A 24297-nucleotide genomic window follows, 5' to 3' on the forward strand; every position below is an offset into this window, starting at 1 on the left:
GCCCCGGGGCGCCTGGACGCTAGAGCGGCGGCGCCTCGCCGTCGTCCTCCTGGTAGGAGTACCGCTGCTCGCGCCACGGGTCGGCGACGTTGTGGTAGCCGCGCTCCTCCCAGAAGCCGCGGCGGTCCTTCACCAGGTACTCCACCCCGCGGACCCACTTCACGCTCTTCCACGCGTACAGGTGCGGGACGACGATGCGGATCGGGAACCCGTGGTCGGGCGTGATCCGCTCGCCGTCGCGGTGCGTGGCGAACATCGTCCCGTCCGCGAGGAAGTCCGACATCCGGATGTTGGCGCTGTAGCCGTACTCGGCCCACACCATCACGTGCGTGACCTCGGGGGCCGGCGGCGCGAGCTCCACGATCGCCGAGCCCGGCACGCCCTCCCACTCGTTGTCGGGGATCGTGAACTTGGTGACGCAGTGGAAGTCGGCGACGGCCTTGGTGCGGGGCAGCGCGTCGAACTCGTCCCACGTCCAGCGGTGGTGCCCGCCCGACGCGGTCGCACCGAAGACGCGGAAATCCCAGTCCTTGGGACGGAACTTCGGGACGGGGCCGTAGTGGAGGACCGGCCATCCCCGGGGGACGTACTGACCGGGCGGCAGGTCCCGCCGCTGCTGCGTGGGCTCTTCGGGATGGGACATGACGCGGCCATCCTGCCATCAGGCGTGAGCTGAGCCATATTCGGCCCCCTCGCCACCGGCCGCGTCCCGGGTCGGCTATGGTGAGGCACATGCGCAACGTCGTGTATCTCTTTTGGTTCGACCAGCCCGGACGGCTGGTCTGCCAGGCGCTGCGCTGACAGACCACGAACGAGAAGCCCCGGGCCGGTCGGCCCGGGGCTTCCGTCGTTTCAGGGGATGGCCGCGGGACCGCCGGGCCCGCGGGACGAGGAGAGGGAGTACGGCATGGTCATCGTCATGGCCCCGGGGGCCACCGAAGCGGACGTCGACGGCGTCGTCTCACTGGTCGAGACGGCGGGGGGCGACGCCTTCGTCAGCCGCGGCGTGGAGCGGACGATCGTCGGGCTCGTCGGCGACGTCGAGCAGTTCGGCACGCTGAACCTGCGCGGGATGCGCGGCGTCAGCGACGTCATCCGGATCTCGGCGCCCTACAAGCTGGTGAGCCGGGAGAACCACGCCGAGCGCACGGTGGTCCGGGTCGGCGGCGTGCCCGTCGGCCCCGGCACGATGACGCTGATCGCCGGGCCGTGCGCGGTGGAGACCCCCGAGCAGACCCTGCAGGCCGCGCAGATGGCCAGGGCCGCGGGCGCGACGCTGCTGCGCGGCGGCGCGTTCAAGCCCCGCACGTCCCCGTACGCGTTCCAGGGGCTCGGCGAGGCCGGCCTGAAGATCCTCGCGGACGTCCGCGAGGAGACCGGGATGCCGGTCGTCACCGAGGTCGTGGACGCCGCGGACGTGGAGCTCGTCGCGTCCTACGCCGACATGCTGCAGATCGGCACCCGCAACGCGCAGAACTTCGCGCTGCTGCAGGCCGCCGGGGACGCCGGCAAGCCGGTGATGCTCAAGCGCGGCATGAGCGGCACCATCGAGGAGTGGCTGATGGCCGCCGAGTACGTCGCGCAGCGCGGCAACCTCGACATCGTGCTGTGCGAGCGCGGCATCCGGACGTTCGAGAAGGCGACCCGCAACACCCTCGACATCTCCGCGGTGCCGGTGGCGCAGCGCCTCTCCCACCTGCCGGTGATCGTGGACCCGTCGCACTCGGGCGGCAGCCGCGACCTCGTCCTGCCGCTGACCCGCGCCGCGATCGCGGTCGGCGCCGACGGCGTCATCATCGACGTCCACCCGCACCCGGAGACCGCGCTGTGCGACGGCCCCCAGGCGCTCGTGGACGGCGACCTGCGGGAGCTGGCGAAGGTGGTGCGGGACCTGCCGCCGCTGGTCGGCCGCGCCCTCACCCAGGCCCCGGACGTCGACGCCGTCCCGGCCTGAGAAGGGGGCGGCGGAACGGCTGGTACCGTCGAGGACATGGCGTACTGGACCCCGAACTGCGGGCCGCCCCGCTCCTGACGGGGCGCGGCGAACCGTGTAGTTCCGACCTCGAGTCCTGACGGGCCCGGCGCGAACGCGCCCCGGCCCCGCCAGTCCTGCGCCCCGAATCCGGAATCCCTCTCCCGATTCGAGCACAGGAGCAGCACGCCGTGTCCTTCCGCACGCTCTCGTTCCGCATGTCCGCGCGCCCGTCCGCGCCCGCGTCCCCGTCGGCGTCCCCGTCCGGGCACGCCCCCGGCCCGTCCGGGCGGGGCCTGCCCGGCGGGGGCGCCCTCCCGATCCTCGCGGCCGCGTGCCTGTGGGGGACGACCGGCACCGTCCGCACCTTCGCGGACGGTGCCTCCAGCCTGTCGGTCGCCGCGATGCGCATCGTCCTCGGCGGGCTGGTCCTGCTGGCCTCCGCCGTCCTGGTGCGCCGCGCGCACCGCCGCGGCGCGGGCCTGCGGCGGCTCGCCGCCGACCGCCGCGCCCGCCCGCTCGTCCTGCTCGGCGCCGGCGCGATCATCGTGTACCAGACGGCGTTCTTCGTGGCCGCGGCCCGGACCGGCGTCGCGATCGCGACCGTCGTCACCATCGGATCGGCGCCCGCGTTCGCCGGTCTCATCGGCATCGTCGCGGGCCGCACCGCCCCGACCCGCCGCTGGACGGCCGCGACCGCCGCGGCCGTCGCCGGGTGCGCGCTGCTCGTCGGCGGCGGCGAGGACGCCGGCGCCGACGCCGCGGGCATCGTCTTCGCCGCTTCGGCCGGCCTCGCGTACGCGGCCTACGCGACGGTGACGTCCGTCCTCATCGTCCGCGGCGGCGACGAGCGGGCCGTCGTCGGGACCGTGTTCGGCGTCGCGGCCGTCCCGCTGCTGCCGGTCCTGCCGTTCGCCGGCCCGGGGTGGGCGCTGACCGGCTCGGGAGCCCTCATCGCCCTCTACCTGGGGGTGGTCGCGACCGGCGGCGCCTACCTGCTGTTCGCCCGCGGCCTGCGCACCACCCCGGCGACCGCGGCGACGACGCTGACGCTCGCCGAACCGGCGGTCGCGGCCGTGCTCGGCGTCGTCCTCCTCGGCGAGCGGCTCGGCGGCCTCGCGCTGGCCGGCCTCGCCCTCCTCGCCGCCGCGCTGGTGCAGATCGTGCTGCCGCGGAAGTAACGATTGGTCTGAACCACTCGCGGTAGCGGGGGCACGGCGGGGATGATGGCCGGCATGACGACGGGCGAGGGGGACGCCGGGGGACGGCTGTTCCCGGAGGACCTGGACGGCGTCGACCCGGTGGCCGCGGTGCTGCGGGCGGACGCGCGCCGCGCCATGACGGCGTACCCGGAGCCGGTGGCCGTCGGCGCGCTGTTCGCGGCGGCCGAGCGGGTCGCGGGCGGGTGGCGGCTGGTGTGCCCGTGCGACCCGCTGCCGCAGGGCGCGCGCGAGCTGCTGGCCGTCCACCTGGAGGACCGGGCCGCCGGCGAGGGCGGCGCCGCCGCGCGGGAGCTGCGGGCGGCGGCGCGGGCCCTGCAGGCCGACCCGTCCGACGAGGTGCGGGCGGCCGGGCGGCAGTTCCGGATCGTGCGGATCGAGCAGCTGGTGCGGACCGGGCCGGACGGGCCCGAGCCGCCGCGGCCCACGGACCTGGACCCGTCCGGCCGGGCGCCGCGCGGGGAACCGGACCTGCTGCCCGGCGACGGCACCGACCCCGGCCTCGCCTCGGCGGAGCTGCTGTGCCAGGTGCTGGACGCGGCGGCCGCCGCCGGGAACGAGCCGGACGGAACGTTCCTGACGCCGGTGCCGCTCGCCCCGGTGTTCACCGTCGCCGAGCGGGGCGGCGGGCGGTGGCGTCCGGTCGGCCGGCTGCACGACGGACCGCAGCAGGCCCGCGACTCGCTCGTCACGTACTTCCGGCACGTCGTCCCGGTGATCGAGCGGCCCGACGGGGCCGCCGCCGCCGAGTTCGCCGCGGCGGCCGAGCTGATGGAGGACGGCACGGGCCGCAACGGCGTCACGGTCGCCGGGCGCCGGTTCCGGGTGGTGCGGATCGAACGGATCACGCTGCTGGGCCCGGACGGCCCCGAGCCGCCGCGCCCCGGCGACCCGAGCTGACCGTCCGCCCGGACCATGCCGCCCGGGCGTCCCGCCGCGCGGGCGGCGGGACACGCGGGAAGGGTCAGGAGGCGGCGGAGTCGCCGTAGACCGGGCGGTGTTCCTGGACGGACTCGGCGAGCTGGTCGGCGAGCTCGCCGACGTCGAGGCGCTTCTCGATCTGCCGCAGGTCGTCGATCTTCGCGCGGGTCTCGGCGCGGCGCGGCGCGAGCATCGTGCAGCAGTCCTCGTCGGGCAGCTCGGAGATCGACAGGGTGCGGATGCGGCGCGCCTGGTCCATGATCTCGATCTTGTCCATGCCGACGAGGGGACGCAGGATCGGCAGCTCGACGGCGTCGTCCAGCGCGGTGATGTTCGCGAGCGTCTGGCTGGACACCTGGCCGAGCGCGTCCCCCGTGATCAGCGCGGAACCGCGCAGCCGGCGGGCGAGGACCTCGCCGGTGCGCAGCATCAGCCGGCGCTGCGCGATCACCGCGAGCCGGTCCGCGCCGGACGACTTGATCTGCTGCTGCGCCTTGCCGAACGGGACGACGAACAGCCGGGAGCCGCCCTGGAACTTGTCCAGCTCGCGGACCAGCGCGTACGCCTTGTAGATCGACTCCGGGCCGGTGAACGGCATCCCGGAGAAGTGCAGGTAGTCGACGCGCAGGCCGCGGCGCATCATCCGGTAGGCGGCGACGGGCGAGTCGATGCCGCCGGACATCAGCACCAGCGCGCGGCCGCTCATCCCGACGGGGAGGCCGCCCTGGCCGGGGAGCCCGCCGGAGAACACGAACACCTCGTCGCGGTCGACCTCGATCGACAGCGTGTGCTCGGGGTCCTTGAGCCTGACCGGCTGCCCGTACTTCTGCGCGACGAGCCCGCCGATGTGCCGGTCGAGTTCGGTGGAGGTCATCGGGAACCGCTTGTCGCGGCGGCGCGACCGGACGGCGAACGAGCCGGTGCGCCCGTCCATCAGCTCGAGGGCGGCGCGCTCGACGCTCTCGATGTCCTTGCCGACGCGCCACGCGCGGTGCGCCCACACGATGCCCATGACGTCGCCGATGCGCCGCGCGAGACGGTCGACGGTGGGGACGTCGGCGTCCTTCGTGCGGACGATGAACACGCCGTGGCGGCGGACGACGTCGACGCGGGCGATGGGGCGGACGGCGGCGCGGACGTTGTCGGCCAGCCGCCGCTCGAACTGCTCGCGGTTCTTGCCCTTGAGGACGACCTCGCCCAGTTTGAGCAGCACGCACGGCTCGCCGTCGACCGGCGACTGCTCCCGGACGACGGCGGGCGCGGCGTCGAGCGTGGTCATGCGGATCCTCCTGGCGGGACGAACGGGGGCGGGCCTCCAGTGTGGCCCAGAAGCCGCAACGCCGCGACCTGGTATCGGTGTTCCCGCCAGGAGGGTCGTTCTCGTCAGCCGAAGAAGACCTCGGCCTCTTCGTACCGCTCCAGCGGGACGGTCTTCAGCTCCTTGGTGGCCTCGTCGAGGCCGACCCGGACGATGTCCGTGCCCTGCAGCGCGACCATCTTGCCGTAGTCGCCGTCGCGGACGGCGTCGATGGCCTGCAGGCCGAGGCGGGTGGCGAGCACCCGGTCGAACGCGCTGGGGGTGCCGCCGCGCTGGATGTGCCCGAGCACGGTGGCGCGGGCCTCCTTGCCGGTGCGCTTCTCGATCTCGTCGGCGAGCCGCTGCCCGATGCCGCCGAGCCGGACGTGCCCGAACGCGTCGCGCTCGCCGGTCTGCAGCTGCATCTGCCCGTCGACCGGGTGGGCGCCCTCGGACACCACGATGATCGGCGCGTAGCGGGTCTTGAACCGGCTCTCCACGTACTCGACGACCTTGTCGATGTCGAACGGCCGCTCGGGGATCAGGATGACGTTGGCGCCGGCGGCCATGCCGACGTGCAGCGCGATCCAGCCCGCGTGCCGGCCCATGACCTCGCAGATCAGCGCGCGGTGGTGGCTCTCGGCGGTGGTGTGCAGCCGGTCGACGGCCTCCACCCCGATGTTCACCGCGGTGTCGAACCCGAACGTGTAGTCGGTGGCGTTCAGGTCGTTGTCGATGGTCTTGGGGACGCCCACCACGTTCACGCCGCGCGAGTGGAGCTCGCGCGCGACGCCGAGGGTGTCCTCGCCGCCGATGGCGATCAGGGCGTCCACGCCGAGCCCGGCGAGGTTGTCCTTGATCCGCTCGACGCCGCCCTCGACCTTGATCGGGTTGGTGCGGGACGATCCGAGGATCGTGCCGCCGCGCGGCAGGATGCCCCGCACGGCCTGGACGTCCAGGGCCACGGTGTCGCCTTCGAGGGGGCCGCGCCACCCGGACCGGAAGCCCACGAACTCGTACCCGAAGACCTGCACGCCCTTGCGCACGACCGCGCGGATCACCGCGTTCAGGCCGGGGCAGTCCCCGCCGCCGGTCAGCACTCCGACCCGCATGCCGTCTCCTTCTCCCGCCACCGGACTCCTCCCTCGATTCGCGTGCCCGGACTCGATGCCGGCGCGTGCGTCCACGGGCGTCCGCCGGGCGTCCCGGCGTGCCGCCATTGGTCTAGACCATAGCCGTTGCGGGGCGGCTTGGGCACGTCCGCCGCGAACCGCGTCGGCGGCGGCGCGGACGCGCGCCGCCCGGCCGCGGGCCGCGTCCGCCGGTCCGCCGGACGTCCACCGCGCGGCGCGCCGTCGCGGCCATACGACCATCGTGCCTCCGCCATGACCAGTTCCCGCGCCGCGCCGCACGTCAACTCGTGCCGCCGGGCCCGCGCGGCGGCCGGTTTCAGCCCTTGCCGAGGTCGTCGTCGAGGCCCTGCTCGATCGCGTAGCGGACGAGCTCGACGCGGTTGTGCAGCTGGAGCTTGCCGAGCGTGTTCTGCACGTGGTTCTGCACCGTGCGGTGGGACAGGACGAGTCGCTGCGCGATCTGCTTGTAGGTGAGGCCCTTCGCGACGAGGCGCAGCACCTCGGTCTCGCGTTCGGTGAGCCGCGGCGCGCCGTCGCCGGAGTCGCGGGCGGGCGCGGCGGCGAGGCGGCGGAACTCGCCGAGGACGAGCCCGGCGAGGCCCGGCGTGAAGACGGCGTCGCCCGCGGCGGTGCGCCGGACGGCGTCGAGGAACTCCTCGCGGGCGGCCGACTTCAGCAGGTAGCCGGTGGCGCCCGCCTTGACGGCCTCCAGCACGTCCGCCTGCTCGCCGCTCGCGGACAGCACCAGGACCCGGACGGGCGGGTCGGCGGAGGCCAGCCGCCGCGTCACCTCGACCCCGGAGATGTCGGGGAGCTGCAGGTCGACCACCGCGACCTCGGGACGGGCGGCGGCGGCGACGCGGACCGCGGTGCGGCCCTCGCCGGCGGTCGCGACGACCTCGTGCCCGGCCTCGGCGAGGTCGCGGGCGACCGCGTCCCGCCACATCGGATGGTCGTCCACCACCATGACCCTGAGGGGAACGTCGCTCACCCCCTCAGCCTCTCACGCCTTCCCCGGGGCGCGCGGGACGGTCATCTCGATCTCGGTGCCCTCGCCCGGCGCGGACGTGATCACCGTCGTGCCGCCGAGGTCGCGGACGCGCCCGCGGATCGACTGGGCGACGCCGAGCCGGCCGTCCGCCGCCGCGCGCTCGAGGCGTCCGTCCGGCATGCCCGGGCCGTCGTCGCGGACGCTGACGATCACCTCGCCGCCGCCGTCCTCCAGCAGCACCCAGGCGCGGGCGCCGTCGCCGCAGTGCCGCGCGACGTTGTCGAGCGCCGCGGCGACGGCGGCGTCGAGCTCCCGGGCGGCGTGCCCGGGCAGCGGGACGGGCGTCGCGGGGGTCGAGACGGTGACGGTTCCGGACGTGCGGGCGGTCAGGAGCGGCCGAACGTCCAGTTCGTCCCCTGTCGCGGGGTCGATCCCCGGACGTCCGGTTCCGGCCATCGCGCGCGGGGTGCGGGGCGCACTGCCGATCAGGGCGCGCAGCGCGGTCTCCTGCTCCCCCGCCAGCCGGGCCAGCTCGGCCGCCTCGCCGTCGAGCCCGGCGCCGCGCCGCCGCACCATCGCGAGGACCTGCAGCACCGAGTCGTGGATGTCGCGGGCGAGCCGCTCCCGCTCGCGGGTGGCCGACTCCAGCTCGACCGCGCGGGCGAGCCGCGCCTCCGCCTCGCGCGCCAGCCGGACCACGTGCCCGACGACCAGGCCGGCGAGGCCCAGCAGCACGATCCCGTTGAAGGTGCGGCCGCCGATGCCGCCGGCCGTCCCGGCCAGCACGTGCACCAGGAGGTTGGCCAGCGCGAGGATCCCGGCGGCGGCGATGCCGACACGGCGGCCGCCCACGACCGCCCACGACAGGACGGCCGCCGCGACCCACGACACCGGCAGCGTCGGGCGCCCGGACGCGATGCCCTCGACGGTCTCCACCCACGCGGTCGCGACCACGCAGCCCGCCGCGACGGCCATGTCGGCGGCCAGCAGCGCGGGGCCGCGGCGGCGCGGGTCGCGGAACAGCAGCCAGGCGGCGACCGTCCAGCCGGTCATGACCCCGAGGACGGCCCAGCCGCCGGCCGGATGCGCGTAGCCGCCCGCGTTCTTGACGATCAGCACGGCGGCGTAGCCGAGCGCGGCGGTCCGGTAGACCGCGACCGCCCGCCACAGCGCGGCCTCCAGGCCGAGACCGCCGCCGCGGTCCGCTTCACCCGCCGTCGGTCAGCCCTCCGTCGTCGCGCCCGTCCCCGGCGTCGTCGCCGTCGTCGTCCTCGTCGTCGCGGACCGGGCGGACCGGCTTGCCCGCCAGTTCGGCCTTGACCTCGGCGGCGTACCGGTCGACGTACTCCTGGCCGGACAGGTCCCGGATCGCCTGCATGATCTCGTCGGTGATCGCGCGCAGCACCTCCCGGTCGTCCTCGCGGCCGTAGTAGCGGGAGAAGTCGAGCGGCTCGCCGAACCGGACGCCCGGCCGCACGCCCAGCCGGGGCAGCGGCTTGCCGGGCGGCATCAGCTCGAACGTGTTGATCATCGCCATCGGGATCACCGGGACGCGGGACTTCAGCGCCAGCCTGGCCACCCCCGTCTTGCCCCGGTACAGCCGGTTGTCCGGGGCGCGTGTGCCCTCCGGGTAGATCCCGAGCAGCTTGCCCTCGTTCAGGATCCGCAGGCCCGTCTGCAGCGCGGCCTCGGCGGCCGACCCGCCGGTCCGGTCGACCGGCACCACGCCCACGCCGGTGAAGAACGCCTTGCTGATCAGTCCCTTGACGCCCGTGCCGGTGAAGTACTCGCCCTTGCCGATGAAGAAGATCGGACGCATCAGCGGCAGCGGCCCGAAGAAGTGGTCGGCGAACGAGAGGTGGTTGCTCACCATCAGCGCGGGCCCGCGCTTCGGCACGTTGCGCATCCCCTGGTTCCGCGGCCGCCACAGCAGGTACATGATGGGCGAGAGGACGATCCTCAGCAGGATCCAGAACCAGAGCATGCCGACACCCTTTCTTTACCGCGCGTGCATGCGGTGTGCGAGCCGAGTACCCCGGCGCGGGGGGAAGATGATGGGCTATCTTCGCATCCCGCCCCCGTGCCGCCCACCCGGCCGTCCCGGTAGCGCCGGTGCGGCGCGCCGCGCCGTCGGATGGCCGTAGTCTCTCTACGTAATCTCAATTCGGGTGCGCCCGGGGGCTTGTCCCGCGCGGCGCAGCGAATACCGTGGGACACACGTTTCAACGTGTCCGGGGGCGCCGCCGCGTGCGGGCGCCGCCGGACGCACCTGTCGATGGGGGAGCGGAGGCCGCCATGCCGGTGCTGCCGGTCACGCCGGAACCGAAGGAGCCGGCCCCGTGAATCGCCGTGGCAACGGCCTGTCGGCCGACACCTACGCCCCGCTGGTCGATCTCGCCCCGCACCTCGCCGACGCGATGCTGACGGCGCTCCGGGACGCGGGCGTGGCCGCCTACGCCGTCCCGGCCGCCGGCGGGCCGGGCGCGGCCGACGACCCGGGTCTCGCCGCCGCGGCGCCCGACGGGCCGCCGCCCGCCGCGGACGCGTCCGGCCGCGCCGACGACGACGTCCTCGACCGGCTGTACGTGGACGTCGAGATGAAGCCCGCCGCCGAGGGGATCCTGCGGGTCCACCTCGCGCGGCTGCGCGACGCGGGCGTGCGCGGCTCCGACCCCGACGCCGATCGCACCGACGCCGCGCTCGCCGACCCCGGCCACACCGACACGGGCCGCACCGACACGGGGCGCACCGACAAGGGCCGCACCGACAGGGGGCTCAAGGACACCGACCGTCCGGACGGCGGCCGCGCCGACGCCGACCGGCCCGGGCCCGGCGCGTCCGACGGCCCGGACGGGCCCGCCGACGCCTCCCCCGCCGGGACCGCCGAACGCGACGAGGACGCCATCTGGGCCGAGATCGTCGCCGGGTTCGACGCCGTCCCCGAGGGCGACGAGGTGCCCTGGCCCGACCAGGAGAACATCGACGAGCCGCCGGAGCCGCCCGCCGAGGGCGACGACCGCACCGGCCGGCTGCCGCGCGCCCGGGTGATCAAGCCGGCCGCGGAACCCGAGTTCCCGGCGGAGGACGAGGACGGGCACTACGTCCCGCCGCCGCCCCCGCCGCTGCCCGCCGCCGACCCGCTCACCAAGGGCGCGTGGGTCGCGCTGGTCGGCGGGCCCGTCTACCTGCTGGTCACCGTCATCCTCGACTGGGAGGTCCCCGGCTGGGCCGCGTTCCTCGCCGTCGCGGCGTTCATCGGCGGCTTCGTCACACTCGTCCTGCGGATGGGCGACGAGCCCCGCGACGGCGACGACGGCGCCGTCGTCTAGCCCCGGCCGGGGCCCGTCACCCCGGCTCGGACAGGACGATCACGCGGTTCGGGCACGCGCCGGCGGCGCGGCGCGCGGCCGGGAGCTGCGCCGCCGACGGCTCGGCGTTCAGCAGCACCACCAGCCCCTCGTCCTCGTCCTGGTCGAACAGGTCCGGGGCGTTGTAGGCGCACTGGCCCGCGCCGCGGCAGGCGTCCCGGTCGATGCTCAGGCGTCCCGCGGCCGTCCCCTTCACGGCGTCCCCCCCGACGTCTCCACCGACGTCTCCCCCGACGTCTCCCCTGACCAGGTCACCGGCAGGGTCTCCACCCCGTACACGACGGAGTCGCGGAACACGACGTCCTCCGGCGCGCAGGCGAGGGCGAGGCCCGGCAGGCGCTCGAGCATCCGGGCGAACGCGATCTCCATCTCGAGGCGGGCGAGGGTCTGGCCGATGCACTGGTGCGCGCCGAAGCCGAACGCGACGTGGTGGCCCGGCGGGCGGGACGGGTCGAAGGCGCCGGGTTCGGCGAACGCGCCCGGGTCGCGGTCGGCGGCCGCCAGCGCGACCACGACGCCCTCCCCCGCCCCGATCGTCACGCCGCCCACCTCGACGGGTTCGCGGGCCACGCGCTGCGTCCCGCGGTGCACGATCGTCAGGTACCGCAGCAGCTCCTCCACCGCGGGACGGACGAGCGCGGGGTCCGCGCGCAGCCGGGCGAGCTCGTCCGGGTGCCGCAGCAGCGCGTACGTGCCGAGGCCGATCATGTTCGCGGTCGTCTCGTGCCCGGCGAGCAGCAGCAGCCGCGCCATCGCGACCGCCTCCTCGTGCCCGAGCTCCCCGGAGCGGACCCGCCGGGCGACCCGTCCCAGCAGGTCGTCGGTCGGTTCGCGCTCCTTGTCGGCGACGAGCCCGTCCAGGTAGGCGGCGAGTTCGGCGAACGCCGCGAGCGCCTCGTCGCGGGTGACGTCCAGCCGGAGGGACTCCGCGCTGCGCTCCTGGAAGAAGTCGTGATCGGCGTAGGGCACGCCGAGGAGCCGGCAGATGACCAGGGACGGCAGCGGCAGCGCGAACGCCGCGACGAGATCGGCGGGCGGGCCCTGCCCGGCCATCTCGTCCAGCAGCGCGTCGACGGTCTCGGTGATCTCCGGGCGCATCCGCCCGACGCGCCGGACCGTGAACTCCGCGGTCAGCGTGCGGCGCAGCCGCGCGTGCTCCGGGTCGTCCATCCGCAGGAACGACAGCGCGCCCGGCACCGTGGGCAGCGGCAGCAGGTTCGGGAAGTTCGGGTGCGTGTCGTCGGCGCTGAACCGGGGATCCGCCAGGACGGCCCGCACGTCGGCGAGCCGCGACACCATCCAGTGCTCGGCTCCGTCGGGCGTCCGCACCCGGGTCGGCGGCCCGTCGAGCAGCGCGGCGTACTCCGCCGGCGGGTGGAGGGGGTCGTCGCGATGGACGGGGAAGGGCACCGGGGACCGTTCCATGGGGAACCTCCGGATTCGTCGGGGGCACGTTTCACGGTAACGACCCGATGAATTGCGTCAACACCGCATTTCGGAAATGCATTATGTACGGATTCGCCCGTCCTGGCGACGACCGGCGGACTCGTCGGCGCGGGACGCGCGCGCAGGGAATTCCGGCGCGCACGATGACCGGCCGATCAAGGCCGCTGCCTGCGGTCATGCATTTCGGGCGGGCGGCAAAGCACGTTCGTGCGGGCGAATTCACACGTTAATCATTTGTGGCCCGGCGGTAAGTCAGGGCAGGCGCAGATCGGCCACCACGGGGCGGTGGTCGGTGGCGGCGGCGAAGTCCGCGGCGGGGGCCGTGCCGGCGCCGGGAACCCCGCAGCCGGCGATCTCGACGTCCGGGTCGGCGAAGATCCCGTCGATGCGCCTGCGGGGGTTCCGGGCGGAGAACGTCGCCGCCTCCCCCGCCGGGGCGACCGCGTGGCCGTCCCGCAGGCGGTCCGCCAGCAGCGACCAGGCGGGGCCGCCGGGCTCCTCGTTGACGTCCCCCGCCAGCACCACCGGCGCCGCGTACCGCTCGCGCGCCCGGTCCAGCAGGTCCAGGATCTCCCGGACGTGCCGGCGGCGCGGCTCCGCCGCCAGGTCGAGATGCGCGGACGCCGCGACGAGCCGGGCACCGCCGACCTCCAGGACCGCGACGGCCAGCCCCCGCCGGTGCAGGTCCGGTTCGGGGGTGAGCAGATGGAACTCGCGGGCCGCGCGGCGGACGTGCGGGGCCGCGAACACCGCGAGCCCGCACGCCCGGCGGCCCGCCGCGACGGCCGTCCCGCAGTCGCGGGCCAGCCGCCGCCGCTTGCCGCGCCATCCCCAGAACCGCGGAACCTCCTGCAGGCACAGCACGTCCGGCCCGACCGCGCGGACGACCCGCGCCACCGCCGCCGGGTCGTCGCGCAGCGACCGGACGTTGTAGCTCATCACGCGCAGCGGCGTCACCGGCCCGGGCCGCCGGTCCCGACGCGCGTCACGGGCGCGTCACAGGGTGGGGGCGGGGACCCGGGCGAGGTCGGCGGCGCCGACGATCCCGGCGGCCGACCCCAGCTCGGCGATGCGGACATCGGGCAGCGGGCGGTGGCCGCGTCCCGTCAGCGCCTCCCCGAACGACACCCGGATCGGGTCGAGCAGCAGGTCCCCGGCGTCCGACAGGCCGCCGCCGATGATGAACGCGCCCGGGTCGAGGACGGCGCTGAGGTCGGCCAGGCCCTGCCCCGCCCACTGCGCGACCGTCCGGAAGCACTCCAGCGCCGCCGGGTCGCCCTCCCGCGCCGCCTGCGTCACCTCGGGCCCGCGGATCCCCCCCGGGGTGCCGCCGCCCAGCTCCAGCAGCCGTCCCGCCATCGCCGGCGCCACCCGCGCCAGGTCGCGGGCCTCGTGGACGAGCGCGTTGCCGCTGGCGTACTGCTCCCAGCAGCCGCGGTTGCCGCAGCCGCAGCGCCGCCCGTCCGGCACCACCCGGAAGTGGCCGACCTCGGCGCCGATGCCGAACCGGCCGCGGTACAGCTCGCCGTTCAGCACGACGCCGCCGCCGATGCCGGTGCCGAGCGTGATGAGGACGAGGTGGTCCTCGCCGCGCCCGGCGCCGAACCGGGCCTCGCCCCAGGCGGTGGCGTTGCCGTCGTTCTCCACCACGACCGGGAGCCCGACGAGGCTCTCCACCTTCTTCTTGATCGGCTCGTCCCGCCAGGCGAGGTTCGGCGCGAACAGCACGGTCGAGCGGGTCTCGTCGACGAACCCCGCGGTGCCGAGGCCGACCGCCGTGACGTCCGCGTACTTGCCCTTCAGCAGCTCGACGACCTCGGCGATGACCTCGGCGGTCTCCTTGGGGTTGGTCGAGGGCGTCGGCCGCCGGACCTTCTCCAGGATCGTTCCACGGTCGTCGACGACCCCCGCGGCCACCTTCGTGCCGCCCACATCCACGCCGATGGTCAGGGCCATGTACGCATCCTCCTCTTCACGCGTCCCCGCACGGGGCGCGTCCCGCACTGCACGTCAGTCGCCGGAGCCGCCGGTGGCGGCCGACCACGCGTCGCCCTCCGGACGGTCGCGCCGGGCGCCCGACCGATCAGAGGTACCCGCCGGGCGGTCCGCCGACTCCTGGCGTGACCGCTTCCGGTACGTACCGGGGTCGGCCCCGCCGCCGCGCGGGCGCCCGTCCCGGGCGCGGTCGGCGGCGGCGAGCACGTCGAGGGCGGCCGCCAGCAGCGACTCGCCGGCGTCCCGCAGGTGGCGGGCCACGTCGCCGCCCGCGTCGCGTTTGATCGCGATCGCCCGGCAGACCGGGCAGTCGAGGCATTCGGGCGCGCCGGTGGCGATGCGGGGCTCCCCCGCGCCGCCGTGCCCGCGGGCGGCGCCCTCGGCACCCGCCCGTTCGGCGCGCGGCGGCTCGGCGGTCGCGGCCGCCCACACGTCGCCGTCCGCGTTCCCGGCCTCGCCCCCGGGCCCGCTCGCCCCGGGGCCGTCACGGTCGTCCGGTCGCCGGGGGGCGCCGGAGATCCCGGCGCGGGACGCGCGCCGCAGCAGCGCGTCGAAGACCCGGCCCGCCTCGTCCAGGATGTCGCCCGGCTGGTCGCTCATGACTCCATCATCCATCCGTCGTCGCGCGGCAGGGCATCCGGTTCAGCCCTCCACCCGGCTCTTGAGGCCCTTGAGCGCGGTGTCGACGATGCGCTTCTCGGCCTTGCGCTTCACCATCCCGGGCACCCGCACCCGCACGTCCAGGGTCAGGTCGTAGGTGACGCGGGTGCCGCCCGCGTCGTCCGCGAGGGTGTAGGCGCCGTCGAGTCCGGTCACGACCGTCCCCTTCTCCGCCAGCCGCCACGTCACCCGGTCGTCGCCCTCCCAGGTGTAGACGAGGCCGACGGTGTCGCTGAACGGGCCGCCGTCGAACGTCAGCCGGGCCCGCGCCGCGCGGCCGTCCGCGCCCGTCTCCTGCACCGTGAACTCCCGCACGCCGCTCGCCCACTCCGGATACGCCTCCAGATCGGCGATCACCGCCATGATCTCGGCCTTGCCCGCCTGGACGGCGAGGGAGGAACTCGTGCGGTCCGCCATCTGCGTTTCCCTTCCGGCTCTGCGTGGACTCGGGTGGACGGTGCGTGGACGGCGCGTGAACCTCGCGTGGACGCCCCCGCCAGTATCCTTCACACCGTCAGGACGTACGGCACGCCGCGCGCACGGAAATGGCCCACGTTCACGCATTCGGTCCGTCCGATACGGACGCGGGACGCGAGGGGCTGGTGCACGTGCCCGAAGAGGACGTACCGCGGCCGCGTCCGGTGGATCGCCTCCAGGATCGCCTCGCTGCCCCGCTCGAACCGGCGCGCCACCGTGTCGTACAGCAGGTCGGGCACGGCCGGCGGGATGTGGCAGCACAGCACGTCGACCTCGCCGACGGCCTCGACCTTCGCCGCGAACGTCTCGTCGTCCAGCTCGTAGGGCGTGCGGTACTCGGTGCGCAGCCCGCCGCCGACGAACCCGAACCGCAGGCCGCCGATCTCCGCGGTCTCGCCGTCCAGGACCCGGTGCCCCTCGCGCAGGTGCGGGCCCCACATGCGCGGGACGTCCACGTTCCCGTAGGTCAGGTAGGCGGGGGTGGGCATCGCCGCGAACAGCTCCGCGTACTGGCGGTCGACGGCCCGTTCGATGTGCGGCCACGCGTCCCCCTCCAGGGACGCCCACAGGTCGCGGGAGAACGCGCGCGCCTCGTCGAACCGCTTCTGCGTGCGCAGCTCGATGAAACGGCCGGCGTTGGCGCGGCCGAACAGGTCGGCGAAGATGCCCTGGGCGTGGTCGGAGTAGTCGATGAAAAGGATGAGGTCGCCCAGGCAGATGAGGGCGTCCGCGCCGTCCGCCGCGCTCCGCAGTGCCTCCGCGCGGCCATGGACGTCGCTCACCACATGGATCCTCATGAACCGACTCTAATGGGGCGAACCGTCACGGAACACACCCCCGGCCCGCTCCCCGGGACGGTCGCGCCCCGCCCCCCGGCGGCCTGGCCCGCGAGACCGGGGAGCCGCACCCCGCGCACACCGGTCTCGTCCTGCCGGCGATGTTCGTCCGGGTCGAGCTCCGAGCCGGCGAACCGTTGGTGCGCCTGCCGATGCCGCGGGAGGCGAACGTGGGCTGCGGCGACCTGCTGTGCCTGCTGAGCGCCGCGGCGGCCATGGCCGCCTCGACCTTCAGCATGTTCTACATGCAGAGCGTGCTCGGCATGGGACCGATGGCCGCCGGGCTCGGAACCCTCCCCGTGACCGTGGCGATCCTCCTCGCTCGCCCGGCAGGCGGCTGCCGGCCGCGCCGAGTGGATCGAGCCGCCCACCGGCTGAACCGCCGCCTGCCACACCCTCATGCCCGCCGATCACTGCCGGGCCCGCGACGCGACGCGGAACAAGGCTCCTGATCCGGTCCTCGTGTACACCTGGGAGGGGGCCGGAATACGGCAGAAAGGGTCCGCGGCTACAGGCCGCCGGCCGCCGCGGCGACCAGCGCGCGCCACTCGGCGACCAGCGCCGCGTCGACGGGCGCGTCCCAGGAGCCGTCCGGACGGACGGCCGTGCCGACGTGGAACGACCGGACGCCCGCGGCCCCGAGCACCGCGACGTGCTTGCGGCGCAGCCCGCCGCCCGCCATGATCAGCCCGGCCGCGGCGGCGTCCTCGGCGGCGCGCCGGACCAGCACGTCCACGCCCGCGTCGACGCCGCGCGCCGAACCGGCGGTCAGGACGGTGTCGAGCCCGCCGCCGAAGCCGCGGACGGCCCGCCACGCCTGCGCCGGGTCGGCCGCGTGGTCGAGGGCGCGGTGGAACGTCCAGGGCAGCGGACCCGCGGCCGCGGCGAGCTTCTCGGTCGCGGCGGCGTCGATGTGGCCGAACGAGTCGAGGAAGCCGAGGACGAAGCCGTCCGCGCCCGCCTCGGCGAGCCCGGCGGCGGCGTGCCGGAGCCGGTCCAGCTCGGCGCCGGTCGTCCGGAACCCGGCGTTGGCGCGCAGCATCACGCGCAGCGGCAGGTCGGTGGCGTCCCGGATCGCGGCGAGCACGTCCGGGTCGGGCGTCAGGCCGTCCGCGGCCATGTCGGCGACGACCTCGAGCCGGTCGGCCCCGCCCTCCTGCGCGGCGCGCGCGTCGGCGGCGGTCAGCGCGATCACTTCGAGCAGCGGCATGCGGCTCCCCCGGCCAGGTTCGTGTGAGACGCGACCAAGCGTAGAGGAACCGGCCCGCGGCGCCACGGGGCGGCGGCGCTCTTTGCCGTCCGTTGACCGGCCCGCGTGCGCACCGGGCGACCACCTTTGCTACCCGTGGGTATCATGCCGTTCCGGAGAAGCCGGACGGTTTCCCCGCACTACCGGAGATCGATCGAGGAGCAGGCCGTGCGCGAGTTCAGCGTCCCCGCGATGGTGGAGGTCCCCGACTCTGCCAACCTGACCGACGCGCCGTTCAGCCGGGCGGCCGAGTCCCCCGGGACCATCGTGCTGCGCCGCAAGAGCGGCGACGCGTGGCGCGCCGTCACCGCCGCCGAGTTCGCCGCCGAGGTGACGGGCGTCGCGAAGGGCCTGATCGCGGCCGGGATCGAGCCCGGCGACCGGATCGGCCTGCTGTCGAAGACGCGGTACGAGTGGACCGTCCTCGACTACGGCATCTGGGCGGCGGGCGCCGTCGCCGTGCCGATCTACGAGACGTCCTCCGCCGAGCAGATCGAGTGGATCCTCGGCGACTCCGGCGCCAAAGCCGTGTTCGCCGAGACGGACGCGCACATCGCGTCGATCGAGCAGGTCCGGGGCGGGCTCCCGGACCTCGCGCACGTCTGGGGCATCGACGCGGGCGCCGTCGCCGAGGTCACCGGGCTGGGCCGGGACGTCGGCGAGGACGCGGCGGTCGAGCGGCGGCGCTCGCGCGGCGCGGCGGACGTCGCCACGCTCGTCTACACCTCCGGCACCACCGGGCGCCCGAAGGGCTGCGAGATCACCCACGGGAACCTGGTGCTGACCGCCCGCAACGCCGTGCAGGGCGCGATCTCCGAGGTCACGGTGGACGGCAGCGCCACGCTGCTGTTCCTGCCGCTCGCGCACGTGTTCGCGCGGCTGATCGAGGTCGCGAGCATCGAGGGCGGGATCGTCCTCGGGCACAGCGACATCCCGAACCTGCTGCCCGACCTCGCCTCGTTCCGGCCGACGTTCCTGCTGGCCGTCCCGCGCGTGTTCGAGAAGGTCTACAACGGCGCCGAGCAGAAGGCCATCGCCGAGGGCAAGGGGAAGATCTTCAAGGCGGCGGCCGACACCGCGATCGCCTACAGCCGGGCGCTGGACGGCGGCCGGCCGGGCCTCGGGCTGAAGGCGAGGCACGCGGTGTTCAACGTGCTCGTCTACGGCAAGCTGCGCGCGGCCGTCGGCGGGCGGGTGCAGTACGCGGTGTCCGGCGGCGCCGCGCTCGGCGAGCGGCTCGGCCACTTCTTCCGGGGCGTCGGCATCACGATCCTCGAGGGCTACGGGCTCACCGAGACCACCGCGCCGGCGGCGGTGAACCGGCCCAGCGCCATCAAGATCGGCACCGTCGGGCAGCCCATCCCGGGCGTGGACGTCCGCATCGCCGAGGACGGCGAGGTCCTGTTCCGCGGCGTCAACGTCATGCGCGGCTACTGGAACAACGAGTCCGCCACGAAGGAGTCCCTGGAGGACGGCTGGCTCCACACCGGCGACCTCGGCTCCCTCGACGACGACGGCTTCCTGAAGATCACCGGCCGGAAGAAGGAGATCCTGGTCACCGCCGCGGGCAAGAACGTCGCGCCCGCCCCGCTGGAGGACCGGCTGCGCGCCCACCCGCTGATCAGCCAGTGCCTGGTCGTCGGGGACGGCCGCAAGTTCATCAGCGCGCTGATCACCCTGGACGAGGAGGCGCTCGGCCCGTGGAAGGAGCGGCACGGCAAGCCGGCCGCGATGACCGTGGACGAGCTGCGCCGCGACCCCGAGCTCGTCGCCGAGATCGACGCCGCGGTCGCCGAGGCCAACAAGGCGGTCAGCCACGCCGAGGCGATCAAGAAGCACGTGGTGCTCGGCGTGGACTTCACCGAGGAGGCGGGGCACCTCACCCCGAGCCTCAAGGTGAAGCGCAACGTGGTGATGAAGGACTTCTCCGGCGAGATCGACGCCCTCTACACCGCCTGACCCGCCCGGACCGGCCGCCGGCGCCTACGCCGTCCCGCACAGGTCGGCGACGGCGTCGGCGACCGGCGTCCCGCCGTTCAGCAGGTCCAGGGTGCGGCGCCGCACCCGCGGCTCGTCGAGCAGCGCCACCAGGACGGCGGCGACGTCGTCGCGGGTGACGGCGTCGTGGCCGATCGGCGGCTCCTCCAGCCGCACGAGCCCGGTGCCCGGGTCGTCGGTGAGGCGGCCCGGGCGCAGGACGAGCCAGTCGAGGGCGTCCCGCGCGCGCAGGTCGTCCTCCGCCTCGCCCTTGGCCTTCACGTAGGCGGCCCACACCTCGCCGCGGGACGGGTCGGTCCGCTCGCCCGCGCCCATCGCCGAGATCTGCAGGAAGTCGCGGACCCCGGCCCGCTCCGCCGCGTCCGCCGCGAGCACCGAGGCGGCCCGGTCGACGGTGTCCTTGCGCGCCGCCCCGCTGCCCGGCCCGGCCCCGGCGGCGAACACGACGGCGTCCGCGCCGGCGAGCGCGCCCGCCACCTCGTCCACGGTCGCCGACTCGAGGTCGAGCACGACCGGCTCCGCCCCGGCCTCCCGCAGGTCGTCCGCGTGGTCCGGGTTGCGGATGAGCCCCCGGACCCTGTCCCCCCGTGCGGCGAGCAGCCGGGACAGCCGCAACGCGATCTGCCCGTGCCCGCCCGCGATCACTACGTCCATGACGCGATCCTACGGCGGGACGCGCGCGGGCCCGGCGGGCGGATCACCCGCTCGCGGACGCGCGGCCCTCCAGCGCCGCGCGGGCGAAGCCCATGACGTGCTCGCGCATCGCCGCGACCGACTCGGGCGTGTCCATCTTCGCGCCGAGCAGCTCGGCGAGCTGCGGCATCGCCAGCGGCATCATGGCGAGCCCGAGCAGGGAGAGCACCGCGCGCCCCACGTCGGGGGACGGCTCCTCCCCGAGCCGCGCCGCGAGCGACCGCACCTTCCGGCCGCAGCGCTCCGCCCGCCAGGACTGGTCGGGCAGGGCGGCGGACCGGTGGTGCAGCGCCTCCCACATCAGCAGCCGCAGCAGGTCGGGGTGCTCGCGGTAGCGGTCGAACGCCTCGCCGACGTACGCGACGGGGTCGTCCTCGAGCACGGTGTTCACCGCGGCGAACTCGTCGAGCGCGTCCTTGATGACCGCGTCGAACAGCTTCTCCTTGTTCCCGAAGTGGCCATAGATCCGCTCCTTGTTGACGCCCGCGCGGGCGGCGATGCGGTCGACGCGCGCGCCGGCGATGCCGTGCTCGGCGAACTCCTCGCGGGCGGCGGCGAGCAGGGCGTCCCGGGTGGTGGTCGCGGGGTTCCTCGGCATGCGCGCATCGTACCGAACTCCGACACCAACCGGTTGGTTGACATCCAACCGGTTGGTTGGCTAGCGTCCCGGGGCATGAACCTCCGCGCCACGAGAGCCCGCCCCTCACCGGCCGCCACGCCCCCGCCCGCCGGGCGCTCCGCGGCGCCCGCGGCCGCTGCCGGCCACGCGCCTTTCGGGCCCACCGCGGCCGTCCTCGCGGCCACCGCGCTGCTCGCCACGAGCCAGCTTTACGGGATGATCCCGCTGCTCGGCCGCGCCGCGCCCGGCTGGAACACCGACCCCGCGTCCCTCACCTGGCTCGTCAGCGTGTTCGGCTTCGGGTACGCCGCCGGGTTCCTGCTGTTCGGCCCCCTGTCGGACCGGCTCGGCCGCCGCCGCGTCATGGTCGGCGGCGTCGCGGCCACCGCCGTCACCACCGCGCTCGTCGCCGCCGCGCCCTCCCCCGAGATCGGCATCGTGCTGCGCGTCGCGCAGGGCGTCACGATCGGCGCGTTCCCGCCCGTCGCGATGGCCTACGTCGGCGAGCGCGTCGCGCCGCACCGCAGGCTCACCACCGTCACCGCGATGACCACCGGGTTCCTCGCCGCCGCCGTCGTCGGCCAGCTCACCGCGCAGGGCCTCGCCGCCGCGTTCGGCTGGCGGTCGTTCTTCCTCGCCGGCGCCGTCGCGTTCGCCGCCGCGGCCGCCGTGCTCGCGCGCGTCCTGCTGCCGGACGGCCCGTCCGGCGGGGCGTCCCCCCGCGCCGCCTACCGCGCCATGCCGCGGCTCCTGGTCACCCCGGGGCTGTGGCCGCTGTTCCTCGCCGTCCCCGTCGTCCTCGGCCCGTTCGTCGCGATCTACACCGGCCTCCAGCTCACCGGGACGGACGGGCTGCTGGAGCTGCGCGCGAGCGCGCTGCCCGTCATCCTCGCGATCCCGTTCCTCACCGCCCGGCTCGCCCGCGTCCCCGGACCCGCGCGGGCCGCCGCCGCGCTCGCCCTGTCGGCGGCCAGCGTCGCGCTCGTCGGCCTGCTCGAACCGGGGACGCTCGGGCTCGCGCTGCTGCTGATGCTCGTCACCGCGGGCACCGCCGTCGCCGCCCCCGGCCTCATCGACATCGTCGTCGCGCGGGCCGGTGCCGCGCGGGCATCGGCCGTCTCGCTGCACAGCGCGCTGCTGTTCGCCGGCGCGAGCCTCGGACCGCAGCTCGCGGCCGCGCTGACCGGGCACGGGCTGCGCGCGCTCGGGCTCGTCCTCGCCGCCCTGCTCGCCGCCGGGGCCCTGCTGGTCGCCGCGTCCCGCCGCGGACCCGCGTGACCCCGCCTCAGCCCGTCCAGGGCAGGCGGACGCCCTCCAGCTCGGGGTCGGCCAGCACCGCGTCGACCAGCGCGGCCGGGCCCACGATCTTCGTCCCCCACAGGTCCCAGTCGCAGTACACGATCCACGACCGGTCCTCCGGCCACAGGTTCGACGGGCAGCTGTTCATCGCCGGGTGGTCGTACAGCGGGCCCGCGTCACCGAGCCGCCCGACGAGCACCGTGTCCTCCTCCCACTCGTTCGTCACGAGCGGGCAGTAGTACGCCAGGCAGCGGGTGTCGGCGCCCGACACGGTGTACCGCAGCAGCACCCCGATCAGCCGCTGCCAGCTCTCCCGGTCCAGGCATCCCTCGGCGGGCGGCCGGATCGCCGCCGACCAGCTGCCCGCCGGATGCGCCTGCCGCAGGCACCGGTTCCCCGGCAGCCGCCCCTCCGGGACGACCGGCTCCCCGAAGCCGCGCGCCAGCTCCCGCCACCGCAGCCGCCGCCACCCGGCCCCCGGATGCCCCGTGCGGCCGAGGTCGGTGCCGGTGACGATCGAGCCCTGCAGCAGCTCGCTGACGTCGCCCGCCGGCTCCGGCAGCCGCGGCGTCCCGGTCAGCCCGGCCTCCGCCACCGACTTGTGGAGGTCGTCGTGCGTCGTGGTGACGAGCCCCTCGTCCCACGCGTACATCGCGTGCAGCACCCACGCCGCGTCGGGACGGCGCGGCGGCTGGAACCCGCTGTACCCGTGCTCCGGATCGAGTTGCTCCAGCCACCGGGCGGCCGCCCCCGGAACCCGGACCCATGCGTCCTCGACGTGCGCGTTCTCCATAGCAGGCATCCTGTCACCCGGGGACCGGACGCGGTACGCGCCCGGGGGCGCTATTTCCTCAGCCGTCGAGCAGCGTTCCCAGCCGCGCCGCCTGGATCTCCCAGCGCCACTCCCGCTCGACCCACGCCCGCCCGGCCTGCCCCATCGCGCGGGCGCGCGCGGGGTCGGCGAGCAGGTCCGCGACGGCGGCGGCGACGCGCGCCACCGACCGTCCCGGGACCACCACGCCCGTCTCCCCGTCCAGGACGGCGTCGGGCGCGCCGCCCGAGTCGCCCGCCACGACCGGCAGCCCGGTCGCCGACGCCTCCAGGTACACGATGCCGAGCCCCTCGACGTCCAGGCCGCGGCGGCGGGTGCGGCACGGCATCGCGAAAACGTCCCCGGCGTCGAAGTGCGCGGGCAGTTCCTCCCAGGGCACGTTCCCGGTGAAGAACACCGACCCGGACACCCCGAGCGACGCCGCCAGCCGCTCCAGCTCGGCGCGGTACGGGCCGCCGCCCACCAGCAGCAGCGCCGCGTCCGGTACCCGCCGCAGCACCCGCGGCCAGGCGTGGACGAGCGCGTCCTGCCCCTTGCGCGGCACGAGCCGCGACACGCACACCGCCACCGGCCGGCCGGCGAGCCCGTACCGGGCGCGGACGTCCGCGCCGCCCGCGCCCGCCCGGAACTCCTTCTCGTCCACGCCCGGGGCGAGGTGCGCCATCCGCGCCGCGGCGGCCGGGCTCAGCGCCCGCGCCATCCGGGAGCGCGTGTACTCCCCCAGGTACGTGAGGACGTCGACGCCGTCGCCGATCCGGCCGAGCAGGGTCCGCGCGACGGGCAGCGCCGCCCAGCCGGCCTCGTGCCCGTGCGTGAGGCCGACCAGCCGCCGCGCGCCGCGCCGCCGCAGCGCCGGGGCGAGCAGCCCGAGCGGCGCCGCCGCGCCGAACAGGACCGAGTCGCAGTCCTCGGCGCGCAGCAGGTCCGCCGCCCGCCGCAGCACCCCCGGTTCCGGCAGCATCAGCGAGCCCGGGTGCCGGACGACGGGGAACGGCTGCTCGGCGTCGAAGCGGGCGGCGCCCTCCCAGGCGGGCGCGTACACCACCACCGAACCGGGCGGGCGGCGCAGCGCCAGCGCGTGCACGAACGCCTGGATGCCGCCGGAGCGGGGCGGGAAGTCGTTGGTCACGACGAGCGTCTTGGTCATCGCAGCCAAGGATAGGGAGAACCGGGTCCGCGCACGTCACCGGACGGGCACCCGCGGGCACGGACGCACCGGCGGACGGGTGGACCGGCGGACGGCGAAGGGCCCGCCACCGGTCGTCCGGTGACGGGCCCTCGGCCGTGAACG

Annotated in this window: 25 protein-coding genes; 7 read left to right on the top strand and 18 right to left on the bottom strand. The window is 75.4% G+C overall.

Translation table 11 applies throughout. The features are described 5' to 3' along the window. Positions 1-19: 19 nt before the first annotated feature. Positions 20-643, bottom strand: a complete 624-nt coding sequence (locus ACFQ11_RS20030) for a sulfite oxidase-like oxidoreductase (RefSeq protein ID WP_378300744.1) — start codon at positions 641-643, stop codon at positions 20-22. 264 nt (positions 644-907) lie between these two features. Between ACFQ11_RS20030 and aroF the strand changes: the two genes are divergently transcribed. The 3 genes from aroF to ACFQ11_RS20045 all read left to right on the top strand — a co-directional run bounded on the left by aroF (position 908) and on the right by ACFQ11_RS20045 (position 4092). Continuing rightward, positions 908-1954, top strand: coding sequence for a 3-deoxy-7-phosphoheptulonate synthase (gene aroF, locus ACFQ11_RS20035; protein ID WP_378300746.1), 1047 nt, complete (start codon positions 908-910; stop codon positions 1952-1954). Between the two features lie 209 nt (positions 1955-2163). Beyond that, complete coding sequence (locus ACFQ11_RS20040) at positions 2164-3153, top strand: EamA family transporter (RefSeq protein WP_378300748.1); 990 nt, start codon at positions 2164-2166, stop codon at positions 3151-3153. Positions 3154-3207: 54 nt separating this feature from the next. Next, the gene (locus ACFQ11_RS20045) at positions 3208-4092 is read left to right on the top strand and encodes a DUF5954 family protein (protein WP_378300750.1); all 885 of its coding nucleotides are present in this window, start codon (positions 3208-3210) and stop codon (positions 4090-4092) included. 64 nt (positions 4093-4156) lie between these two features. Here ACFQ11_RS20045 and thiI read toward each other — a convergent pair whose 3' ends face one another. From thiI to ACFQ11_RS20070, 5 genes are all read right to left on the bottom strand, one after another. Beyond that, positions 4157-5392: a tRNA uracil 4-sulfurtransferase ThiI gene (thiI, locus tag ACFQ11_RS20050; RefSeq protein ID WP_378300752.1), complete on the bottom strand. Its 1236-nt coding sequence runs from the start codon at positions 5390-5392 to the stop codon at positions 4157-4159. Between the two features lie 104 nt (positions 5393-5496). Then, positions 5497-6522: a 6-phosphofructokinase gene (locus ACFQ11_RS20055; protein ID WP_378300754.1), complete on the bottom strand. Its 1026-nt coding sequence runs from the start codon at positions 6520-6522 to the stop codon at positions 5497-5499. Between the two features lie 337 nt (positions 6523-6859). Beyond that, a complete protein-coding gene (locus ACFQ11_RS20060) occupies positions 6860-7510 on the bottom strand; it encodes a response regulator (RefSeq protein ID WP_378300814.1) in 651 nt (216 codons plus the stop codon). Between the two features lie 36 nt (positions 7511-7546). Beyond that, on the bottom strand, positions 7547-8716 hold the full coding sequence (gene macS, locus ACFQ11_RS20065; protein ID WP_378300816.1) for a MacS family sensor histidine kinase: 1170 nt from the start codon (positions 8714-8716) through the stop codon (positions 7547-7549). Between the two features lie 25 nt (positions 8717-8741). Next, positions 8742-9518 carry a lysophospholipid acyltransferase family protein gene (locus ACFQ11_RS20070; protein ID WP_378300756.1) on the bottom strand — a complete coding sequence of 259 codons (777 nt, stop codon included), beginning with the start codon at positions 9516-9518 and terminating at the stop codon, positions 8742-8744. Between the two features lie 355 nt (positions 9519-9873). Between ACFQ11_RS20070 and ACFQ11_RS20075 the strand changes: the two genes are divergently transcribed. Next, a complete protein-coding gene (locus ACFQ11_RS20075) occupies positions 9874-10863 on the top strand; it encodes a hypothetical protein (protein WP_378300758.1) in 990 nt (329 codons plus the stop codon). 16 nt (positions 10864-10879) lie between these two features. Here the strand turns inward: ACFQ11_RS20075 and ACFQ11_RS20080 are convergent, their stop codons facing one another. From ACFQ11_RS20080 to ACFQ11_RS20110, 7 genes are all read right to left on the bottom strand, one after another. Continuing rightward, positions 10880-11098: a ferredoxin gene (locus tag ACFQ11_RS20080; protein WP_378300760.1), complete on the bottom strand. Its 219-nt coding sequence runs from the start codon at positions 11096-11098 to the stop codon at positions 10880-10882. Next, positions 11095-12327 carry a cytochrome P450 gene (locus ACFQ11_RS20085; protein ID WP_378300762.1) on the bottom strand — a complete coding sequence of 411 codons (1233 nt, stop codon included), beginning with the start codon at positions 12325-12327 and terminating at the stop codon, positions 11095-11097. Before ACFQ11_RS20085 ends, ACFQ11_RS20080 begins: the two co-directional genes overlap by 4 nt. A gap of 273 nt (positions 12328-12600) precedes the next feature. After that, a complete protein-coding gene (locus ACFQ11_RS20090) occupies positions 12601-13287 on the bottom strand; it encodes an endonuclease/exonuclease/phosphatase family protein (RefSeq protein WP_378300764.1) in 687 nt (228 codons plus the stop codon). A 57-nt stretch (positions 13288-13344) separates the two neighbouring features. Beyond that, positions 13345-14304, bottom strand: a complete 960-nt coding sequence (locus ACFQ11_RS20095; protein WP_378300766.1) for an ROK family glucokinase — start codon at positions 14302-14304, stop codon at positions 13345-13347. A 54-nt stretch (positions 14305-14358) separates the two neighbouring features. Continuing rightward, the gene (locus ACFQ11_RS20100) at positions 14359-14943 is read right to left on the bottom strand and encodes a hypothetical protein (RefSeq protein ID WP_378300768.1); all 585 of its coding nucleotides are present in this window, start codon (positions 14941-14943) and stop codon (positions 14359-14361) included. Between the two features lie 42 nt (positions 14944-14985). Beyond that, entirely contained in the window at positions 14986-15420 is a 435-nt protein-coding gene (locus tag ACFQ11_RS20105; protein WP_378300770.1) for an SRPBCC family protein, read from the bottom strand. Between the two features lie 89 nt (positions 15421-15509). After that, entirely contained in the window at positions 15510-16277 is a 768-nt protein-coding gene (locus ACFQ11_RS20110) for a metallophosphoesterase family protein (protein WP_378300772.1), read from the bottom strand. 140 nt (positions 16278-16417) lie between these two features. On the opposite strand from ACFQ11_RS20110, the gene ACFQ11_RS20115 reads away from it, so the two are divergent. After that, on the top strand, positions 16418-16768 hold the full coding sequence (locus tag ACFQ11_RS20115) for a hypothetical protein (protein WP_378300774.1): 351 nt from the start codon (positions 16418-16420) through the stop codon (positions 16766-16768). A 56-nt stretch (positions 16769-16824) separates the two neighbouring features. Here the strand turns inward: ACFQ11_RS20115 and ACFQ11_RS20120 are convergent, their stop codons facing one another. After that, positions 16825-17526, bottom strand: a complete 702-nt coding sequence (locus ACFQ11_RS20120; RefSeq protein ID WP_378300776.1) for a copper homeostasis protein CutC — start codon at positions 17524-17526, stop codon at positions 16825-16827. A 207-nt stretch (positions 17527-17733) separates the two neighbouring features. Here ACFQ11_RS20120 and ACFQ11_RS20125 point away from each other — a divergent pair, with 207 nt between their 5' ends. After that, positions 17734-19524 (top strand): AMP-dependent synthetase/ligase, encoded by a 1791-nt coding sequence (locus tag ACFQ11_RS20125; protein ID WP_378300778.1) that lies wholly within the window; start codon positions 17734-17736, stop codon positions 19522-19524. A gap of 24 nt (positions 19525-19548) precedes the next feature. Here the strand turns inward: ACFQ11_RS20125 and ACFQ11_RS20130 are convergent, their stop codons facing one another. Together ACFQ11_RS20130 and ACFQ11_RS20135 are read right to left on the bottom strand one after the other, a co-directional pair. Then, positions 19549-20217: an NAD(P)H-binding protein gene (locus tag ACFQ11_RS20130; protein WP_378300780.1), complete on the bottom strand. Its 669-nt coding sequence runs from the start codon at positions 20215-20217 to the stop codon at positions 19549-19551. A 43-nt stretch (positions 20218-20260) separates the two neighbouring features. After that, complete coding sequence (locus tag ACFQ11_RS20135; protein WP_378300782.1) at positions 20261-20854, bottom strand: TetR/AcrR family transcriptional regulator; 594 nt, start codon at positions 20852-20854, stop codon at positions 20261-20263. Between the two features lie 75 nt (positions 20855-20929). Between ACFQ11_RS20135 and ACFQ11_RS20140 the strand changes: the two genes are divergently transcribed. Next, complete coding sequence (locus tag ACFQ11_RS20140; RefSeq protein ID WP_378300784.1) at positions 20930-22153, top strand: MFS transporter; 1224 nt, start codon at positions 20930-20932, stop codon at positions 22151-22153. Positions 22154-22160: 7 nt separating this feature from the next. On the opposite strand, the gene ACFQ11_RS20145 is transcribed toward ACFQ11_RS20140, so the two are convergent. Then, positions 22161-22967: a hypothetical protein gene (locus tag ACFQ11_RS20145; RefSeq protein ID WP_378300786.1), complete on the bottom strand. Its 807-nt coding sequence runs from the start codon at positions 22965-22967 to the stop codon at positions 22161-22163. Between the two features lie 58 nt (positions 22968-23025). Then, positions 23026-24153 (bottom strand): glycosyltransferase family 4 protein, encoded by a 1128-nt coding sequence (locus ACFQ11_RS20150; RefSeq protein ID WP_378300787.1) that lies wholly within the window; start codon positions 24151-24153, stop codon positions 23026-23028. Positions 24154-24297: the final 144 nt, after the last annotated feature.

Source organism: Actinomadura sediminis (assembly GCF_042675525.1).
GTDB classification, from domain to species: Bacteria; Actinomycetota; Actinomycetes; order Streptosporangiales; family Streptosporangiaceae; genus Spirillospora; species Spirillospora sediminis.

Coding starts and splice junctions, on each gene's coding strand:
- ACFQ11_RS20145 (WP_378300786.1), bottom strand. CDS start 22,967: ATGGAGAACGCGCACGTCGAGGACGCATGGGTCCGGGTTCCGGGGGCG.
- ACFQ11_RS20130 (WP_378300780.1), bottom strand. CDS start 20,217: ATGGACGTAGTGATCGCGGGCGGGCACGGGCAGATCGCGTTGCGGCTG.
- aroF (WP_378300746.1), top strand. CDS start 908: ATGGTCATCGTCATGGCCCCGGGGGCCACCGAAGCGGACGTCGACGGC.
- ACFQ11_RS20105 (WP_378300770.1), bottom strand. CDS start 15,420: ATGGCGGACCGCACGAGTTCCTCCCTCGCCGTCCAGGCGGGCAAGGCC.
- ACFQ11_RS20150 (WP_378300787.1), bottom strand. CDS start 24,153: ATGACCAAGACGCTCGTCGTGACCAACGACTTCCCGCCCCGCTCCGGC.
- ACFQ11_RS20045 (WP_378300750.1), top strand. CDS start 3,208: ATGACGACGGGCGAGGGGGACGCCGGGGGACGGCTGTTCCCGGAGGAC.
- ACFQ11_RS20090 (WP_378300764.1), bottom strand. CDS start 13,287: ATGAGCTACAACGTCCGGTCGCTGCGCGACGACCCGGCGGCGGTGGCG.
- ACFQ11_RS20120 (WP_378300776.1), bottom strand. CDS start 17,526: ATGCCGCTGCTCGAAGTGATCGCGCTGACCGCCGCCGACGCGCGCGCC.
- ACFQ11_RS20095 (WP_378300766.1), bottom strand. CDS start 14,304: ATGGCCCTGACCATCGGCGTGGATGTGGGCGGCACGAAGGTGGCCGCG.
- ACFQ11_RS20140 (WP_378300784.1), top strand. CDS start 20,930: ATGAACCTCCGCGCCACGAGAGCCCGCCCCTCACCGGCCGCCACGCCC.
- ACFQ11_RS20055 (WP_378300754.1), bottom strand. CDS start 6,522: ATGCGGGTCGGAGTGCTGACCGGCGGCGGGGACTGCCCCGGCCTGAAC.
- ACFQ11_RS20135 (WP_378300782.1), bottom strand. CDS start 20,854: ATGCCGAGGAACCCCGCGACCACCACCCGGGACGCCCTGCTCGCCGCC.
- ACFQ11_RS20070 (WP_378300756.1), bottom strand. CDS start 9,518: ATGCTCTGGTTCTGGATCCTGCTGAGGATCGTCCTCTCGCCCATCATG.
- ACFQ11_RS20110 (WP_378300772.1), bottom strand. CDS start 16,277: ATGAGGATCCATGTGGTGAGCGACGTCCATGGCCGCGCGGAGGCACTG.
- ACFQ11_RS20115 (WP_378300774.1), top strand. CDS start 16,418: ATGTTCGTCCGGGTCGAGCTCCGAGCCGGCGAACCGTTGGTGCGCCTG.
- ACFQ11_RS20060 (WP_378300814.1), bottom strand. CDS start 7,510: ATGGTGGTGGACGACCATCCGATGTGGCGGGACGCGGTCGCCCGCGAC.
- ACFQ11_RS20030 (WP_378300744.1), bottom strand. CDS start 643: ATGTCCCATCCCGAAGAGCCCACGCAGCAGCGGCGGGACCTGCCGCCC.
- ACFQ11_RS20100 (WP_378300768.1), bottom strand. CDS start 14,943: ATGAGCGACCAGCCGGGCGACATCCTGGACGAGGCGGGCCGGGTCTTC.
- ACFQ11_RS20085 (WP_378300762.1), bottom strand. CDS start 12,327: ATGGAACGGTCCCCGGTGCCCTTCCCCGTCCATCGCGACGACCCCCTC.
- thiI (WP_378300752.1), bottom strand. CDS start 5,392: ATGACCACGCTCGACGCCGCGCCCGCCGTCGTCCGGGAGCAGTCGCCG.